Genomic DNA, 17,404 nt, shown 5'->3' on the forward strand with positions numbered 1-17,404 from the left:
GATGCAGAGCGCAGCGATGAGGAGGAGCGGCGCCTATGACAGCGCCGGAGACGAATGGGCCGGTGCGGGTCGTTCTTGTCGATGACCACGAGATGGTGATCGAGGGCCTCAAGGCCATGCTCGGCCCGTTCAAGAACCGGGTGCGCGTGGTGGGCGAGGCCGTCGGCGTCGACAAGGCGCTCACCGTCATCGCCAGCCTCAAGCCCGACATCGTGCTGTGCGACGTGCGGATGCAGGGCGCCAGCGGACTGGACCTATGCCGATCGGTGCGCGAACGCGACCCCGAGCGCAAGGTGATCCTGTTGTCGGTCTACGACGACGAGCAGTATCTGTTCCAGGCGCTGCGGGTGGGTGCGTCGGGCTATCTGCTCAAGGGAATCAGCAGCGACGAACTGGTCCGGCAGTTGGAGTTGGTGCACAGCGGGGCCACCGCGATCGACCCCGGGCTCGCCGCCCGCGCGGTCGACACCGCCGCGCGGCTGCAACGCGACGAGTTCTGGCCGGGTGCCCGGCATGGGCTGACCCAACGGGAAAGCGAGATCCTGTCATTCGTGGTGACCGGACTGTCCAACCGCGGCATCGCCAACAAGCTGGTGATCGGCGACGAGACGGTCAAGAGCCACCTGCGCTCGATCTATCGCAAGCTCGGAGTCGGTGACCGCACCAGTGCGGTGGCCACCGCACTGCGGGAGGGCATATTCCAGTGACGCCGGCCGGAGGATTGGGCGCCAACGACGTCCACGGCCTGGTCGACGCCGACCGTGAGGTCGCCTTCCTGCTCGACATCATCGCGGCGACGTCCAGCGGTCCCGGCGTGGAGCCGATGGCCGCCGCGGTGGCCCGGATGATCACCGCGGCCACCGCATCCGATGTCTGCTTCGTGCACGTCCTCGACGACACCGACCGTTCGTTGACGCTGGCCGGTGCCACCCCGCCATTCGACGAGCAGGTCGGCCGGGTGCGGCTGCCGCTGGGTTCGGGAGTGTCGGGCTGGGTGGCCAGCCACCGCGAGCCGGTGGTGATCGTCAGCAACAAGGAAGACGACCCGCGGTATGTGCCGATCGAATCGTTGCGGGGCAGGGACTTCACCTCGATGGCGTCGGTGCCGATGGAAACCGAGCCCGGTGGGTTGGTCGGAGTTCTCAACGTGCACACCATCGCTCGGCGCGATTTCACCCCACGCGACATTCAGCTGCTGCTGGTGATCGGCCGGCTGATCGCCGGCGCGTTGCACCAGGCGCGGCTGCACCGCCAGCTCAGTGCCCGCGAGCGGGCTCACGAGAACTTCGCCGAGCAGGTGATTGCCGCCCAGGAGAGCGAACGCCGGCGGCTGGCCGCCGACATCCACGACGGCATCTCACAGCGACTGGTCAGCCTGACCTACCGGCTCGACGCCGCGGCCCGCGCGGTCGACAACGCCGACACGGCCGAGGCGGCCGAACAGATCGAAAAGGCCCGCGATCTAGCCGATCTCACGTTCGCCGAGGCACGCTCGGCCATCGGCGGCCTACGCCCACCGGTGCTCGACGATCTCGGCTTGGCGGGCGGTCTGGCCAGCCTGGCGTCCTCGATCATGGAGGTCGACCTGGAACTCGAGCTCGCCGATGACCGGCTGCCCGAACACATCGAGGTCGCGCTGTACCGCATCGCGCAGGAGAGCCTGCAGAACGTGGTGAAACACTCCCGCGCGATGACGGCCACCGTCCGGTTCACCGTCGCCGAGGGGTCGGCTCGACTGGAGGTGTCGGACAACGGAGTTGGCTTCGACCCGGCCGCCGACCGGGTGCCCGGCACCAACAACGTCGGCGGTTACGGCATGCTGTCGATGGCTGAGCGGGCCGAGCTCGTCGGCGGACGCCTGGCGGTGCGGTCCCGGCCGGGCTCGGGAACCACGGTGACCGTGGCGATTCCGCTCGACGTGGTCGAGATCTCAGACTGACTGGAGCTGCCCACGCATCCGCAGCGCCGCCGCGTTGGCCGCCACGTTTTCGGACAGCGCTGCCTGGCCGTCGGCCACCCGGTCCTCGTCGCCGCGCCAGGCGGCCAGCGCCGGGGACACCAGTGCACGTCCGAACGAGAAGGTCAGCGGCCACGGCGTCTGGTGGCTTTGCATGGCCGCCAGGTTCGCGGTCGCCCGTTGCGGCGGTTGGCCCCCGGACAGGAATGCCACCCCGGCCAGGTCGCCGGGCCAACTGCGCAGCACCTCCACCGTGGCGGCAGCCACGTCTTCTGGTGTCGCGGGCTGGGGATTTTCCGAACCTTCGGTGACCATGTTGGGCTTGAGCACGATCCCGGCCAGGTCGACGTTGAGCAGCGCCAGCTGTTCGCGCACCGCCTGCTGAACGGCGGCGGTCACTTCGGCGCACCGCCCGAGACCGTGGGTGCCGACCATCAGCACCTCGGGTTCGACGATCGGCACCAGGCCGGCCTCGTGGCAGGCGGCGGCGTAGCGGGCCAGCGCGTTGGCGTTGGCCACGATCGAGCCGCGGCTGGGGGTGTGGTCGGTGATGGTGAACACCGCGCGCCACTTGGCGAAGGCGGCCCCCGTCTCGGCGTAGCCGGCCAGCCGCCCGGCCAGTCCGTCGAGCCCTTCGGTGATCGTCTCGCCGGGCAGTCCGGGGCAGGGCTTGGCGCCGGTGTCGACCTTGATACCGGGCAGGATGCCGCGCGCCCGGCAGGCCTGGGGGAACGGGGTGCCGTCGGCGAACGTCTGGTTCAGGGTCTCGTCGCAGAAGATGATGCCCGAGACGCCGTCGGCTAAACCCGGTGTGTCCGCGAGCAATTCACGGTAGTCGCGGCGGCTCTGTGCGGTCGGGTGGACGCCGGCCTGCTCCAGTCGTGAGGACATGGTGCCGATGCTCTCGTCGGCGGCCAGGATGCCCTTGCCGAACGTGGTCATCTGCTGGGCGATCTGCCGGATCGTGGTCATGGTGTCTCCTTCTCCTAGGCGCGAGCAGACGCAAACTCGCACGAGAACGCCGGAAAACGTGCGAGTTTGCGTCTGCTCGGCGTTATGGGGACCGTACGGCTGGCCGGAAGGCAGCCACCTCACCCGGCGGGTGGATGCTGCGGGGGAGTCGTTGATACTTAAGTAAAGAGTTCAGAGTTAGGGCATAATTCTAGATAGACAGTTTCAGTGTCGGGCGGGCAGCATTCGGGGCATGACGGACAGATGGAACGCAGGGGTCATCCCCTACGCAGAAATGGGTTACTGGCAGCCGGACTACGTGCCGAAGGACTCCGATGTCCTGTGCGCGTTCCGGATCACCCCGCAGGACGGGGTGCCTCCGGAGGAGGCCGGCGCCGCGGTGGCGGGCGAGTCGAGCACCGCGACCTGGACGGTGGTGTGGACCGACCGGCTCACGACGTTCGAGCACTACCAGGCCAAGTGCTACCGGGTCGACGCGGTGCCGGGTACGCCCGGGCAGTGGATCGCCTGGATCGCCTACGACCTGGACCTGTTCGAGGAAGGCTCGATCGCCAACCTCACCAGTTCCATCATCGGCAACGTGTTCGGGTTCAAACCGCTGAAAGCGCTGCGCCTGGAGGACATGCGGATTCCGACCCAGTACGTCAAGACCTTCCAGGGTCCCGCGCACGGAATCGTCATGGAGCGTGAGCATTTGGGCAAGTTCGGGCGCCCGCTGCTGGGCGCGACCACCAAACCCAAGCTCGGTCTCTCGGCCCGCAACTACGGCCGGGTTGTCTACGAGGCGCTGCGCGGCGGGCTCGACTTCACCAAAGACGACGAGAACATCAACTCGCAGCCCTTCATGCGCTGGCGAGACCGCTTCCTGTACTGCATGGAAGCCGTCAACCGCGCGCAGGCCGCCACCGGGGAGATCAAGGGCCACTACCTCAACATCACCGCCGGAACCATGGAGCAGATGTACGAGCGGGCCGATTTCGCCGCCGAGCTCGGCTCGGTGGTCGTGATGATCGACCTGACCATCGGCTACACCGCGATCCAGTCGATGGCCAAGTGGGCCCGCGACAACAGCGTGATCCTGCACCTGCACCGCGCCGGGCACGGCACCTACACCCGGCAGAAGTCCCACGGCGTGAGCTTCCGGGTGATCTCGAAATGGATGCGGCTGGCCGGCGTCGACCACATCCACGCCGGCACGGTGGTGGGCAAGCTGGAAGGCGACCCCAATACCACCGCCGGGTTCTACGACACCCTGCGCCTGGATCACGTGGACGCAGACCCGGTCAAGGGTCTGTTCTTCGACCAGGATTGGGCGTCGATGCCGGGCGTCATGCCGGTGGCCTCCGGTGGAATCCACGCTGGCCAGATGCACCAGCTGATCCATTACCTCGGTGAGGACGTGGTGCTGCAGTTCGGCGGCGGCACGATCGGACATCCGATGGGTATCGCCGCCGGCGCCGAAGCCAACCGGGTGGCGCTGGAGGCGATGATCAAGGCGCGCAACGAAGGTCGTGATTTCTACCAGGAGGGCCCGGAGATCCTGAAGAGGGCCGCCGCCGGCAATCGGGCCTTGGACACCGCGCTGGCGACCTGGGGTGACATCACCTTCAACTACGAATCCACCGACACCCCCGACGTCGTCGCTACCCCGACGAGGATCTGAGGAGACCAGCATGCGAATCACCCAGGGCGCCTTCTCTTATCTGCCCGACTTCACCGACGCGGAGATCACCGCACAGATCGAATACGCACTCGCCCATGGCTGGCCACTGTCGGTGGAGTTCACCGACGACCCGCACCCGCGCAACATCTACTGGGAGATGTGGGGACTGCCGATGTTCGACCTGGCCGACCCGGCCGGAGTGCTGATGGAGGTCAACGCCTGCCGCGCCGCCTACCCCCAGCACTACATCCGGCTCAACGCCTACGACGCCAGCCTGGGGCGCCAGACCACGGCGCTGTCGTTCATCGTGAACCGGCCGACGGATGAGCCGGGCTTCCGGCTGGACCGCGCCGAGCGGGCCAACCGCACCATCGGCTACACCACCCACGCCTACGCGACCGACCGCCCGGCCGGGGACAGATACGGAACCCCGTGACCCGCGCCGCGTTCGGTGTCCGGCCCGTGGAGGTCCAACCTGACCTTCTCGAGCCGGACGCCGTCGTGGATCTTGCTGCTGCACGGCGTGATTCGGGTATCGACGACGTGCTGGCCCGGCTCGACGCCGAACTGGTGGGCCTGGAGCCGGTGAAAACGCGCATCGCCGAGATCGCCGCGCTGCTACTCGTCGACCGGATGCGGGCGCGGTTCGGCATCGATGCGGTGCAGCCCACCCTGCACATGTGTTTCACCGGAAATCCTGGCACCGGCAAGACGACGGTGGCGTTGCGGATGGCCGACCTGCTGCACCGGCTGGGCTACCTTCGCCGCGGCCACCTGGTCAGCGTCACGCGTGACGACCTGGTCGGCGAGTACGTCGGACACACCGCGCCCAAAACCAAGGAGGTCATCAAACGGGCGATGGGCGGCGTGCTGTTCATCGATGAGGCCTACTACCTGTACAAGGTGGAGAACGAACGTGACTACGGCTCGGAGTCGATCGAAATCCTGTTGCAGGTCATGGAGAACAACCGCGATGACCTGGTGGTGATCCTGGCCGGTTATGCCGACAAGATGGGTCAGTTCTTCTCGGCCAATCCCGGGATGCAGAGCCGCATCGCCCATCACATCTCCTTCCCGGACTACACCGTCGACGAACTCGGTCAGATCGCCACCTTGATGTGCGGTTCGATGGGGTATCAGCTGTCCGGCGATGCCGCCGAGGTGCTTGCCGACTATCTGCGCCGGCGGGTCGAGCAGCCCTGGTTCGCCAACGCCCGCAGTGTGCGCAACGCGCTGGAACGGGCGCGGCTGCGACACGCGCGGCGGCTGGTGGCCGAGCCGGGGGTGGTCGGCCTGGCAGAGTTGTCGACGATCGAGCCCGCGGACCTGTTGAGCAGCCGGGTCTTCGACGAGCCCGAAAGCGAGGCACGGCCATGACGACGAAGGCCCGGTTGCGTGCGCTCGTCGAACTTGCCGACACCGGATCGGTGCGGGGGGCCGCCGAACGCCTGGTGGTGACGGAGTCGTCGATCTCCTCGGCGGTGCGGGCGCTGTCGGCCGAGATCGGCATCGCGTTGATCGACCGGCACGGCAGGGGTGTGAAGCTGACGCCTGCGGGCCAGCGTTACGTCGAGTACGCGCGGCGCATCCTCGGCCTGCACGACGAGGCGATCCTGGCGGCCAGGGGCGAGGCCGATCCCGAGAACGGTTCGGTGCGGCTGGCCGCGGTGACCACTGCCGGAGAGCTGTTGATCCCGGCGGCGCTGGCGTCGTTTCGGGCCAAGTACCCGGGTGTGGTGCTGCACCTGGAAGTGGCCTCGCGCAACGCGATCTGGCCGATGTTGGCACGTCACGAGGTCGACCTGGTGGTGGCCGGCCGGCCGCCGGACGACCTGCGCAAGAACACCAGGGTGCGCGCGGTCAGTCCGAACACGCTGATCGTGGTCGGGCCGCCGGCGATGGCGCACGACGTCGAGCCGGCGACGGTGACGTGGCTGCTGCGCGAGCCCGGGTCGGGCACCCGCTCGGCCACGACGACGCTGCTCGAGGAGCTGGACGTCACCCCGCCGCTGCTGGTGCTCGGATCGCACGGGGCCGTGGTCGCCGCCGCCGTGGCCGGGCTGGGCGTCACGCTGGTGTCCCAGCAGGCGGTCCAGGCCCGGCTCGACAGCGGTGAACTGGTGCAGATCCCGATTCCCGGCACACCGTTGAATCGCCCCTGGCATCTGGTCAGCCAGATCACGCCGACCATGTCGACCGAACTGCTGCTGCGCCATCTGGTCGGAAATCGAGATCTGGGGTGGCGGTCGATCAGCACGGTTCGCAGCGCCGCGTCGTGATTTCGGCGCGCTAACCGTCGCCTAGCGAACGTTAGCGCGCCCAATCGCTCAGCGCCGCAACGTCTCCGACGGGGCCTCACCCCAACGCTTGCGGTATTCGACGGCGAAGCTGCCCAGGTGGTTAAAGCCCCAGCGTTCGGCGACCTGCGTCACGGTGACACCGTCGGAGGGCAGCGCGTCGGCCAGTTCCTCGTGCGCGCGCTCCAACCGCCGTTCACGCACGAAGCTCATCGGGCTCATGCCCAACTCCTCGCGGAAGCCCTGCTGGATCGACCGCACGCTCATGTGCACGGCCTTGGCGAGCGCGTCCATCGTGATGCGCTCGGCCAGGTGATCCTCGATGTAGTTCATCGCGTTCTGGACCACGGCGCGGCGCTGGTCGGTCGGCGGCGGGGCCAGAAACTCCTCGTGATAGTTCGACGGCTGCAGTTGGAGCAGGCTGCTCATGACCAGCTCCTCCACCGCGCCGATGCCCTGGCCCCGCTGGATCAGCGAACCCTCGTGGAACACCTCCGTGTGAATGAGCTGCACCGCGGCGTGCCAACGCATCGCGGCTTCGCTGGAGATGTCGAACTCGGGCTCGAAAACCAAAGGGCGAGCCAGGCTTCGGCCCAACAGGCGGGTGAGGTGAGCGGCCATCGCGCGTTCCTCGACCCGGATGATCAACTGGGGAGAGTCGTGGTCGAAGGCCATCCGCAGCGACACCCCGGGGCTGGTCACGGCGGACCGGATGGTGTTGGCCTCGAAGGTGTGGCCGCGGTGCTCAATGATCGCGCGTCCGTTCATCGGCATGTGCACCCCGTAGTAGGGGCCGAGCATCGGGATGTCGATGGCGGCGGCCACGTGGACGTCGAGGTAGAGCATGCTGACGTTGCGCAGCCGCACCCCGTGCATGGTCGCGGCGAAACCCTTGACCTCGTCGGCGCCGACACTGAGGTTCAGCGGCCCCAGTGTCTTGGCGATCAGCCGGGAGGCCTCCGCGACGTCCTCGGTGTAGAAGATCTCATTGTTGGCCAGTGCCGGCGGAACGCCGCGTGATCGGACCTTGCGCCGCACCGGATTGCTGGTGCGGCGGACGTCGATGTAACCCAGCCGGGTGAGCCGATGCATCAGGGCTGACCATGGGGTTCCCGGCTAGAAAATGAAGTTTTGATTAAAGTATCTGCGGTAATCACGCAAGTCTCCCAACGCCCGGTCGCGCGCCAGCGCGCTGAACTCTGCGTAATCCTGACAGCTCCTGCGCGAAAGCGATAGGCATGTCGACGGCGTCCCGCTAGCTTGTGACGGAGGCCACATTTGCCAGCAGGAGGTTTGCATGACGGCTAACGGGCAGGCGGTCGCGGTATCACCCGCCGATCAGATCCGCGACAGGCTGGACGACCCCAACGTCGCGGCATCACTGAACACCCTGCTCGACCACGCCGACCTGCTGGCGGTTCTGGTCACCGGCCTGGACGGGTTCGTCCGGCGCGGCGATGCGATCACCGACTCGTTGTCCTCGGCGGTCAACGATTTCAAGGGCGCCGCGGCCGCTGGTGTGGTGCCGGGTGCCGACGCGCTCAAGGGCGTCGACCTACCGGGCCTGGCGCAAAGCCTTGCCACGCTGTCGAATTCGCTGGTGGGCGCCACCCCGGCCATCAATACCCTGCTGTCGTCCCGGCTGACCGACCCGCAGGCTGCCGAGGTGCTGGCGGCGCTGGGTCAGGCGCTAGTGGATGGCAAGGCCGCCGCGGCCGCGGACCCGGGCGGCCCGAAGGGTTTGTTCGGCTTCTGGAAGGTGACCAAAGACCCTGACGTGGTGCGTGGCCTGGGATTCATGATTCAGGTTGCCCGGGCTTTCGGCCGTCAAGTGGGTCGGTAGTGACTCCCGCCTGTCCGTCGCGCCACCGTTTCGTCGTTTCAGCCCACACATTTTCGGCCTCGCCCTGGGTCGTCATCTGAGAGGAGTTCTGCATGGCTTCCGTTCTGTGGTTTCAGGGAGGGGCATGTAGTGGCAACACCATGTCATTCCTCAACGCCGAGGAACCCAACGTCGTCGACCTCATCGTCGACTTCGGTCTCGACCTGATCTGGCACCCGTCGCTGGGCCTGGAACTCGGCAAGAACGCTCAGAAGGTCTTCTGGGACTGCGCCAAAGGTGACCGGCCGCTGGACATTTTCGTCTTCGAGGGCAGCGTGATCGAGGCCCCCAACGGCACCGGGCGGATGGACATCTTCGCCGACCGGCCGATGAAGGACTGGGTCACCGACCTGGCCGGCGCCGCGCAGATCGTCGTCGCGATCGGCGACTGTGCCTGCTGGGGCGGCATTCCCGCGATGGAGCCCAACCCGTCGGCGTCGACCGGCCTGCAATTCCACAAGCGCGACAAGGGCGGATTCCTGGGTCCGGACTTTCGTTCCAAGATGGGCCTGCCCGTCATCAACATCCCGGGCTGCCCGGCGCACCCAGACTGGATCACCCAGATCATCGTCGCGCTGGCCACCGGCCGCGCCGGCGACATCGCCCTCGACGAGCTGCACCGGCCCGAGACGTTCTTCAAGACCTTCACCCAAACCGGGTGCACCCGCGTTCAGTTCTTCGAATACAAGCAGTCGACCATGTCCTTCGGTGAGGGCACCCGCACCGGCTGCCTGTTCTACGAGTTCGGCTGCCGCGGCCCGATGACCCATTCGCCGTGCAACCGCATCCTGTGGAACCGGCAGTCGTCGAAGACCCGCGCCGGCATGCCGTGTCTGGGGTGCACCGAGCCGGAGTTCCCGCACTTCGACCTGGCGCCCGGGACCCTGTTCAAGACCCAGAAGGTCGGCGGAGTGATCCCCAAGGAAGTGCCCGAGGGATCCGACCACCTCACGTACATGGCCCACGCCGCGGCGGCCCGCATCGCGGCGCCGCAGTGGTCCAAAGAAGACATGTTCGTGGTCTAACCATGCCGAAACCACCAGCCCTGGTTCAGCTCATACCTTTTGGAGGACTTTCATGACCGCGCTCGATCTTTACGTCAGCCCGCTAGGCCGTGTCGAGGGTGACCTCGACGTCCGGGTCACGATCGAGGACGGCGTCGTCACGTCGGCCTGGACCGAAGCCGCGATGTTCCGCGGCTTCGAGATCATCCTGCGGGGCAAGGATCCACAGTCGGGGCTTGTCGTGTGTCCCCGCATCTGCGGCATCTGCGGCGGCAGCCACCTCTACAAGTCCGCCTACGCCCTGGACACCGCGTGGCGCACCCACATGCCGCCGAACGCGACGCTCATCCGCAACATCGCGCAGGCCTGCGAGACGCTGCAATCGATTCCGCGGTACTTCTACGCGCTGTTCGCCATCGACCTGACCAACAAGAACTACGCCAAGTCCAAGCTCTACGACGAGGCCGTGCGCCGCTTCGCGCCGTACGTCGGCACCAGTTATCAACCGGGCGTGGTGCTTTCGAACAAGCCGGTCGAGGTGTACGCGATCTTCGGTGGCCAGTGGCCGCACTCCAGCTTCATGGTGCCCGGCGGTGTCATGTGCGCGCCGACATTGTCGGACGTGACGCGCTCGATCGCGATCCTGGAGCACTGGAAGGACCACTGGCTCGAAGGGCAGTGGCTGGGCTGCAGCATCGACCGGTGGCTGGAGAACAAGACCTGGGAAGACGTGCTGGCCTGGGTCGACGAGAACGAGTCTCAGTACAACAGCGACTGCGGTTTCTTCATCCGCTACGCGCTGGACATCGGGCTCGACAAGTACGGCCAGGGCGTGGGCAACTACATCTCCACGGGCACCTACTTCGACCCGACGCTGTACGAGAACCCCACCATCGAGGGGCGCAACGCCGCCCTGATCGGTCGCGGCGGGGTCTATGCGCAGGGTCAGTGGTACGAGTTCGACCAGGCCAATGTCCGCGAAGACGTCACGCACTCCTTCTATGAGGGCAGCCGGCCCCTGCACCCGTTCGACGGGGAGACCATCCCGCTGGATCCCGAAGACGGCAAGAAGCAGGGCAAGTACAGCTGGGCCAAGTCGCCGCGCTACGCCGTCGGCGATCTCGGCAACATCCCGCTGGAGGCCGGCCCGCTGGCACGCCGGATGGCGGCCGGTGGTCCGAACGCCGGACCGCACCAGGACAACGACCCGCTGTTCGTCGACATCTTGAACAAGATCGGCCCGAGCGTGCTGACCCGTCAGCTGGCCCGGGTGCACGAGGCGCCGAAGTACTACAAGTGGGTGAAGTCCTGGCTGGACCAGCTGGACCTCAAGGAGAGCTTCTACACCAAGCCCACCGAGTACGCCGAGGGCAAGGGTTTCGGGGCGACCGAGGCGGCCCGCGGCTCGCTGGCCGACTGGATTGTCATTGAGGACAACAAGATCAAGAACTACCAGGTAATCACGCCGACGGCGTGGAACATCGGCCCGCGGGACGGCAACGAAGTCCTGGGTCCGATCGAGAAGGCCTTGGTGGGCTCGCCGATCGTGGATCCGGAGGATCCCGTCGAACTGGGCCACGTGGCACGCAGCTTCGACTCCTGCCTGGTGTGTACCGTGCACGCCTACGACGGCAAGACCGGCAGGGAGCTCTCGAAGTTCATCATCAACGGAATGGTGTGATCCCGGCGGTCGAGCCTGGGCCACACGACACCCGAAGCGACCCAGGCGGTTCCGATATCCCATCCCCCTCCGTGGATATCGAGCCGCCTGGGTGCGCGGTTCTGGTGGTCGGTTGCGGCAACCTGCTGCGCGGCGACGACGGTGTCGGCCCGGTTCTGATTCGTCACCTGTGGGAACGCGGCGTGCCCGTCGGGGCGCGCCTGGTCGACGGGGGCACCGCCGGCATGGATGTCGCGTTCCAGATGCGTGGGGCACAGCGGGTGGTGATCATCGACGCCTCCGCCACTGGCGCCGCAGCGGGGACGGTGTACCGGGTTCCCGGTGAGGAGCTGGCCGACCTGCCTCCGCTGCAGGGCCTGCACACCCACTCGTTTCGCTGGGATCACGCCATCGCGTTCGCGCGCTGGGCGCTGGGGGACGCGTGTCCCGCCGACATCACGGTGTTCTTGATCGAGGCGGCCGGGGTGGAGCTGGGGGCCGAGCTTTCCGAGCCGGTCGAGGCGGCGATGGAACAGGTGATCGGGCTGATCGAGCACGACTATTTGGGCCCGCTGCGCCCGCAGGTCGGCGACGACCTCGCGGTGGAGTTCACCGCTGACGGCTACCTGCGACTGGAGTCGGCGCTGGCCGCCGCCCGATTCCCGTCGGATGCGGTTGCGGCGGTGCTGCGCGACGACGCGCTGTGGCTGATCCCGTTGCGGGGGCCGCGCAGCGGCGGGCTGCTGCTCAAGCAGCGCAACCCGGCCGGCGACCGCTCCCTGCTGGTTCGCGAGGTACTGGCGGACATCCCCGTCACGGGCGTTCGTCAGGCATTCTGGGACGATGGACAGCACGCCTTGCGGATCCCGCTGGGGCCGACGCGGTGATCCTCGTGTGTGACGAACCTCGGCCCAGGACCACCATGCCCACGGAGATTTCCACTGACGAGGCGCTGGACGTGCAGACCGTCGTCGTCGAGGAGCGGGGCCGGTGGGCGGTCGACATCGTTGTGGTGTTCGCCGACGGCGTCGTGCGCAGGCGTATCGACACCCACCACACGAAGAGTCGTGCCGAGCTGTCGGCCCGATTGATCAAGCGCGCGGCCGAGCGCGATATCCGCGGACCCATCCACGGATGACGGAAGGGATGTCGTGACCGCACTTGCCAACTCCGATCTGGTGGACACCGCCGTTCTGGCGGTTCGGCCGCAGCCACTGGGCGCGTTCCCGCTGCCCCTGGGCTATCTGCTGATTCCGGCCTCCCCGGAAACCGAGGAGGCCCGAGCCGCACTGCTGGCCGGTCACGTCCCGGCCTGGCCCGAGGCTTTGCGCGCCCACGAGCTGGCGCTGGCCGGTGACCGCGACGGTGCGCTGGCGTTACTGACCGGAGCCGACCCGGTCAGCCGCTACAACCGGTTCGTGATGGATCCTGACGGCGACGATCCGGCCGAGTTGCGTTCCCTACTGGGCGAATTCGGCGTGCTCGTTGATGTGGTGCTGTTCGCGCTTGGCCGTTCCGACGTCCCGCCCGAGGTCGGCTCGGCCACTTCCGAGCTCGCGGCGCTGGTGCTGTCCACCCAGGCCAGCAAGTCATTCAATGACGGCGACGGCGCGCTGGCCACCGCGTTGCTCGACCAGGCGGCCGATGAAGCGGCCGACGTGTCCAGGCCGCTGTGCGGTGTGCTGCTCGGGGCGGCGGCCTCGATCGCCGCCCACGAAGGGCACCCGGACGCCTACCGGCGTTTCGAGACCGCGATCAAGGCCCTCGACGGGGCCGACGGCCTGCGCATCACCCGTGCCGAACTGCATCTGCACTTGGCCGGCCTGCTGCACGAGCAGGCGCCGGAGCGTCCCGAATTACTGGCCGCCGCTGTGCCGCATTACCATTCGGCGCTGCAGCTGGTATTGCGGGAGGAGGCGCCACTGCTGTGGGCGTCGGCGCACGCCAACCTGGCCACCGCCTACCTGACGATGCCTATGACCGAGGCGTCCGGCCAGCTGCGCCTGGGCATCGCCGCGCAGTCGCTGCGATCGGCGCTGAAGGTGTACACCCGCGAGGACTATCCCGAACAATGGGCCAGCGCCCAGCTGAACCTCGCCAACTCGTTGGTGTACACCCCGTCCAAGCACCAGGCCGACAATCTCGTCGAGGCGGTCGAACTCTACGAAGCGGTTTTGGCCGCCCGCGACCGCGACACCGATCCGATGGGCCGGGCCCGCGTGCTGGCCAACCAGGGCAACGTGCTGGCCCATCTGGGGGCCTTCGATCAGGCCAAGGCCAAGCTCTACGAGGCACGGTTCCTGTTCGAGGAACTCGGCGACGAGGACTCGGTACGCACGGTGCGCGGTGTCCTCGACGAGGTCGCCAGGCAGATCACACTGAGCCGGACCGGGGAGCCCGATGTCGACGACAACTGAACGGACGCTGACCGAACCGGGCTTCGAGGAGCTGGCCAAGCGCGTCGACGACGCCGTGGCGGCACTGGCGGATCTGGACCCTGCCGCGCGGGCAGTGGCCGAGGAACTCAAGTCGGCGATCGAGGAGATCCACCGGGCCGGGCTGGTGACGATCGTGCGCCGGATGCGCGCCGACGACGCTGCCCGCGCTGTGCTCTTCGACGTCGTCGACGATCCCACCGTGCATCTGCTGCTGTCGCTGCACGGCATTGTGCGCCCGGATCCGGTCACCCACGCCAACCAGGTGCTGGCCTCGGTCCGCCCGCAACTGAACAGCCACGGCGGGGACGTGACCCTGGTCCGGGTGGAGGATGCGACCGCGTTCGTCCGCCTGGAAGGCGCCTGCAACGGCTGCTCCATGTCATCGGTGACCCTACGCAACCTGGTCGAAGAGGCTCTGGTGCAAGGAGTTCCGGCGATCTCCGCGGTCGAGGTGCTGCCCGCAGAGCCGACCCCGACGCTGATCCCGGTCGAGGCGCTGCGTATCGGCCGCGATCCGGCCGGCGAGGGCTGGGTCAAGGTAGGACCGGCCGCCGACCTGCCCGTCGATGACCTGTCGTCGCTGAGCCTGACCACCGCCACCGGCGAGCGTGCCGAGGTGATCGTCGTCAACGCCGGCCAGCGACTGTCGGCATACCGCAATGAATGCGCGCACGAGGCGCTGCCGCTGGACAGCGCGGTGCTCGATTTGAGCAGCAACACCCTGACCTGTCCCTGGCACGGTTTCTGCTTCGACGCGACGTCGGGGGAGTGCCTGAGCGCGCCGGGGGCGCAGCTGGAGCAACTGCCGTTGCGGGTCGACGACGGCGTCCTGTGGATCCGCGTCGAGCTGTGATGTCCCCACGAGTGCGGTTGTCTGCCCGATGAGCCGCTACACCGTTCGGCACAACATCAGTGGCGTCGGTACCCGCGCTGATGTCATTCCCGACGTCGACCTCAGTGGCGGCTGGTCGCCGGCATTGTGGCTGGGTGCGCCGGCGCCGGGCGGGCTTGCCCTGCCCCCGGCGATGCCTTCGATGGCGTGGATGTATTCGCCGCGCGGAGTGTTCCTCGGCGAGCGGCACGTCGTGGTCGCGGATTCCGGCAACCATCGGGTGCTGATTTGGCACGGGATTCCCGACAGCGACGAGCAACCCGCCGATGTCGTTCTTGGTCAGCCCGACGGTGATTCCGAGGGGCGCGCGGCGGGCGGGCGCGGTCCGGAACGGGGGATGAACCTGCCCACCGGAGTGTTGATCCACGACGGCCGGCTGGTCGTGGCCGACGGGTGGCATCACCGGATCCTGGTGTGGAACAGCGTGCCGGAGAGCAACGATGTGGCGCCGGATGTCGTACTCGGGCAGCCCGACGCATCCTCGGTGCAGGAGAACCGCGGCGGGCAGTGTTGCGCCACCACGCTGTACTGGCCGTTCGGGATCGGGGTGATCGGCTCGGCGTTCTGGGTCGCCGATACCGGGAACCGTCGAGTCCTCGGTTGGCGCAACGGGATTCCGGAGCCCGATCAGCCCGCCGACGTGGTGCTGGGGCAGCCCGATCCGTCGGCCCGGGAAGAGAACCGCGGCGGCGTGGTCGGGCCTGCCAGCTTCCGGTGGCCGCACGACATCACCGGGACCGAGGATCTGCTGGTGGTCGCCGACGCGGGGGATCACCGCCTGCTGGGGTGGTCGCCGTCGCCGGAAGCGGACCGCGACGCCGACTCGGTCCTGGGTCAGCCGGACTTCACCAGCGCCCTCGAATGGCCCTACGGGCCGCACACCGCGGACCGTTTCCGGTTCCCGTACGCCGCGTGCCTCGACGGTGGGCGGCTGGCGGTGGCCGACACCGCCAACAACCGGATCCTGTTGTGGGACGGCATGCCCGAGGACGGTCGCGGCGCCGACCATGTGCTCGCGCAACCAGATTTCGGCTCCAACGGCGAGAATCGCTGGACCTCGGTGCAGCGGGATACGTTGTGCTGGCCCTACGGGTTGTCCCTGCGCGGGGACACGCTGGCCATCGCGGATTCCGGTAACAACCGGGTGATGATCTGGCGGCGATCCTGATGCGCCCCCGGATCGTGCAGGCGGACGATCAAGTCGGATTCTATTGGGCGACATCGGCTGGGGCGCCGACCTCGCTGCAGGCACTGGTCGCCGTCGACGACGAACCCGATCGGCTGGTGGCCACGCACTTGGAAGCCCTCGATGACGCGCTGATCATCGCCGCGGGTCGGTTCGGGGAGATTCTGGGCGGCGGTAGGCCACCCGGGGACGCCGCCGAGCGCGATGGCCTCCTCGAGCTGCACCGTACGTTGGACCGCCTGTGCTTCGAATACGCGACGGCCCTTGAGCAGACCTGCTTGAACGCCGACCTGCGGGCCGGAAAGATCGTCGGCACGGCCGCGCTGTTCTCCATCCGTGCCCGGTTGCCGTTGGACCTGCTGGGGCCCGCGCCGCTTGACGGCGAGCTCGACGACCCCGCGCTCGGCGTGATCGGTGGCTTCGGCGAGTTCGTGCAAGTCGATCCGGACAAGTCGTGGAAGGGTGGCCGCTGGGTGGTGCGCACCGAAGCGGGACAACGGTTTCCGCTGACCCTGTCGATGCTGTTCTTCGACAGCTCCGGGGTCAACAAGGAGGCCGCCCGCAAGGAGCATCGCGACGCGTTGCGGGCGGTGGTGTCGGCGGCGCGCGCCCCGGAGGCCGATCCGCTGACCGTCACCTGCGCGGTGGATTGGCTGTTGTACGACTGGCTGATGGCGCATCGGGAGAATCCCGACAGCGCGGAGATCGTGTTTCCCAAGGGTTACGAGGACGACGCCGCCCTGGTGGTCTCCGCGGCCGCCGCGTCGGTTGCCGCGCGGGCCACGTTCGACCCCGGTCTGGTGGGACTGATCGCCTGAGTGCGCCGGGTCAGCGATCCGCCGTGGCGGCAGCCAGGAGATCCAGCACGCTCCTGTCGAGACGCTCGGCCACCTGCCTTGCCTCGTCGGTGATTTCGCCGCTGGTCGCCGACACCATGGTGTCGTAGCGACAGTGCACCCCGTCGCCGGCTTCGAACACCAGAATCGTGATCGGCGCGAAGGCGCCGGCGGCGGGAGTGGTGCGGGTCATCGAGGCCATGGTCACCGGATTGCCGGCGATGATCCGGACAGCTCGGTAGGCCGCGGTGTCGGGAATCCGCGCGACCACGGCCCCCAGGTCGAGTTCGAGAAAGACCATCAACCCTGATTCGCCGACGTTTTCGTGAACCAACTCGGTGAATGATGCCCAGTCGGTGCGGGTTTCGAGCCGTCGTTGAAGCGTTGCGAAGTCCGGGTGCCCCAACCCGGCATGGATCTTGCGGCGAACGGTGTCGAACGCCGCCCCTGAGACGAACTCATGTCTTTGCAACCCAACAGTCCAGACCGACTCGGGCATGGTGGTCCTCCACTCCGACGCCGCACACAGTGTGCCGCTGAGCATCTCCGGCGGCGGGAGACTGCTCATAGCTGAGTATACATAACTATACCGAGAAGGATAGTCGTGGCTGCCGGTC

18 protein-coding genes are annotated in these 17,404 nt (G+C 67.5%); 15 read left to right on the plus strand and 3 right to left on the minus strand.

What is annotated here, in order from left to right; all coding sequences use genetic code 11:
• Positions 1–35: 35 nt before the first annotated feature.
• Together ADBZ9K_RS16035 and ADBZ9K_RS16040 are read left to right on the plus strand one after the other, a co-directional pair.
• Positions 36–707 carry a response regulator transcription factor gene (locus ADBZ9K_RS16035; protein ID WP_526622100.1) on the plus strand — a complete coding sequence of 224 codons (672 nt, stop codon included), beginning with the start codon at positions 36–38 and terminating at the stop codon, positions 705–707.
• A complete protein-coding gene (locus tag ADBZ9K_RS16040) occupies positions 704–1,939 on the plus strand; it encodes a GAF domain-containing sensor histidine kinase (RefSeq protein WP_526622102.1) in 1,236 nt (411 codons plus the stop codon). Before ADBZ9K_RS16035 ends, ADBZ9K_RS16040 begins: the two co-directional genes overlap by 4 nt.
• Here ADBZ9K_RS16040 and ADBZ9K_RS16045 read toward each other — a convergent pair.
• Entirely contained in the window at positions 1,931–2,929 is a 999-nt protein-coding gene (locus ADBZ9K_RS16045) for a class I fructose-bisphosphate aldolase (RefSeq protein ID WP_526622104.1), read from the minus strand. The two genes, ADBZ9K_RS16040 and ADBZ9K_RS16045, sit on opposite strands and share 9 nt — an antisense overlap.
• 232 nt (positions 2,930–3,161) lie before the next feature.
• Between ADBZ9K_RS16045 and ADBZ9K_RS16050 the strand changes: the two genes are divergently transcribed.
• Genes ADBZ9K_RS16050 through ADBZ9K_RS16065 form a run of 4 tightly spaced genes read left to right on the plus strand, consistent with a single transcriptional unit; the run spans position 3,162 to position 6,871 of the window.
• Positions 3,162–4,592, plus strand: coding sequence for a form I ribulose bisphosphate carboxylase large subunit (locus ADBZ9K_RS16050; RefSeq protein WP_526622106.1), 1,431 nt, complete (start codon positions 3,162–3,164; stop codon positions 4,590–4,592).
• 10 nt (positions 4,593–4,602) lie between these two features.
• Positions 4,603–5,028 carry a ribulose bisphosphate carboxylase small subunit gene (locus tag ADBZ9K_RS16055; protein ID WP_526622108.1) on the plus strand — a complete coding sequence of 142 codons (426 nt, stop codon included), beginning with the start codon at positions 4,603–4,605 and terminating at the stop codon, positions 5,026–5,028.
• Positions 5,025–5,969 carry a CbbX protein gene (cbbX, locus tag ADBZ9K_RS16060; protein ID WP_526622110.1) on the plus strand — a complete coding sequence of 315 codons (945 nt, stop codon included), beginning with the start codon at positions 5,025–5,027 and terminating at the stop codon, positions 5,967–5,969. The genes ADBZ9K_RS16055 and cbbX overlap by 4 nt, the downstream gene beginning before the upstream one ends.
• The gene (locus ADBZ9K_RS16065; RefSeq protein ID WP_526622112.1) at positions 5,966–6,871 is read left to right on the plus strand and encodes a LysR family transcriptional regulator; all 906 of its coding nucleotides are present in this window, start codon (positions 5,966–5,968) and stop codon (positions 6,869–6,871) included. Before cbbX ends, ADBZ9K_RS16065 begins: the two co-directional genes overlap by 4 nt.
• A 48-nt stretch (positions 6,872–6,919) precedes the next feature.
• Here ADBZ9K_RS16065 and ADBZ9K_RS16070 read toward each other — a convergent pair whose 3' ends face one another.
• Positions 6,920–7,981, minus strand: a complete 1,062-nt coding sequence (locus ADBZ9K_RS16070; RefSeq protein WP_526622113.1) for a helix-turn-helix transcriptional regulator — start codon at positions 7,979–7,981, stop codon at positions 6,920–6,922.
• Between the two features lie 205 nt (positions 7,982–8,186).
• Here ADBZ9K_RS16070 and ADBZ9K_RS16075 point away from each other — a divergent pair, with 205 nt between their 5' ends.
• The 9 genes from ADBZ9K_RS16075 to ADBZ9K_RS16115 all read left to right on the plus strand — a co-directional run bounded on the left by ADBZ9K_RS16075 (position 8,187) and on the right by ADBZ9K_RS16115 (position 16,769).
• Entirely contained in the window at positions 8,187–8,732 is a 546-nt protein-coding gene (locus ADBZ9K_RS16075) for a DUF1641 domain-containing protein (RefSeq protein WP_526622115.1), read from the plus strand.
• 92 nt (positions 8,733–8,824) lie between these two features.
• Positions 8,825–9,796 (plus strand): NADH-quinone oxidoreductase subunit B family protein, encoded by a 972-nt coding sequence (locus ADBZ9K_RS16080; protein WP_526622116.1) that lies wholly within the window; start codon positions 8,825–8,827, stop codon positions 9,794–9,796.
• A 52-nt stretch (positions 9,797–9,848) separates the two neighbouring features.
• Positions 9,849–11,456: a nickel-dependent hydrogenase large subunit gene (locus tag ADBZ9K_RS16085; protein WP_526622117.1), complete on the plus strand. Its 1,608-nt coding sequence runs from the start codon at positions 9,849–9,851 to the stop codon at positions 11,454–11,456.
• Between the two features lie 104 nt (positions 11,457–11,560).
• Entirely contained in the window at positions 11,561–12,322 is a 762-nt protein-coding gene (locus ADBZ9K_RS16090; RefSeq protein WP_526622702.1) for a hydrogenase maturation protease, read from the plus strand.
• A 35-nt stretch (positions 12,323–12,357) separates the two neighbouring features.
• Complete coding sequence (locus ADBZ9K_RS16095; protein ID WP_526622118.1) at positions 12,358–12,573, plus strand: hypothetical protein; 216 nt, start codon at positions 12,358–12,360, stop codon at positions 12,571–12,573.
• A gap of 13 nt (positions 12,574–12,586) precedes the next feature.
• Positions 12,587–13,852 (plus strand): hypothetical protein, encoded by a 1,266-nt coding sequence (locus tag ADBZ9K_RS16100; RefSeq protein ID WP_526622119.1) that lies wholly within the window; start codon positions 12,587–12,589, stop codon positions 13,850–13,852.
• Positions 13,836–14,726, plus strand: coding sequence for a NifU family protein (locus tag ADBZ9K_RS16105; protein WP_526622120.1), 891 nt, complete (start codon positions 13,836–13,838; stop codon positions 14,724–14,726). The genes ADBZ9K_RS16100 and ADBZ9K_RS16105 overlap by 17 nt, the downstream gene beginning before the upstream one ends.
• Before the next feature lie 28 nt (positions 14,727–14,754).
• Positions 14,755–15,933, plus strand: coding sequence for an NHL repeat-containing protein (locus ADBZ9K_RS16110; protein ID WP_526622122.1), 1,179 nt, complete (start codon positions 14,755–14,757; stop codon positions 15,931–15,933).
• On the plus strand, positions 15,933–16,769 hold the full coding sequence (locus tag ADBZ9K_RS16115; RefSeq protein WP_526622123.1) for a hypothetical protein: 837 nt from the start codon (positions 15,933–15,935) through the stop codon (positions 16,767–16,769). Before ADBZ9K_RS16110 ends, ADBZ9K_RS16115 begins: the two co-directional genes overlap by 1 nt.
• A 10-nt stretch (positions 16,770–16,779) precedes the next feature.
• Here ADBZ9K_RS16115 and ADBZ9K_RS16120 read toward each other — a convergent pair whose 3' ends face one another.
• The gene (locus ADBZ9K_RS16120) at positions 16,780–17,355 is read right to left on the minus strand and encodes a DUF302 domain-containing protein (RefSeq protein WP_526622125.1); all 576 of its coding nucleotides are present in this window, start codon (positions 17,353–17,355) and stop codon (positions 16,780–16,782) included.
• Positions 17,356–17,404 lie beyond the last annotated feature (49 nt).

It is taken from the genome of Mycobacterium sp. (assembly GCF_965229265.1).
GTDB lineage: Bacteria > Actinomycetota > Actinomycetes > Mycobacteriales > Mycobacteriaceae > Mycobacterium.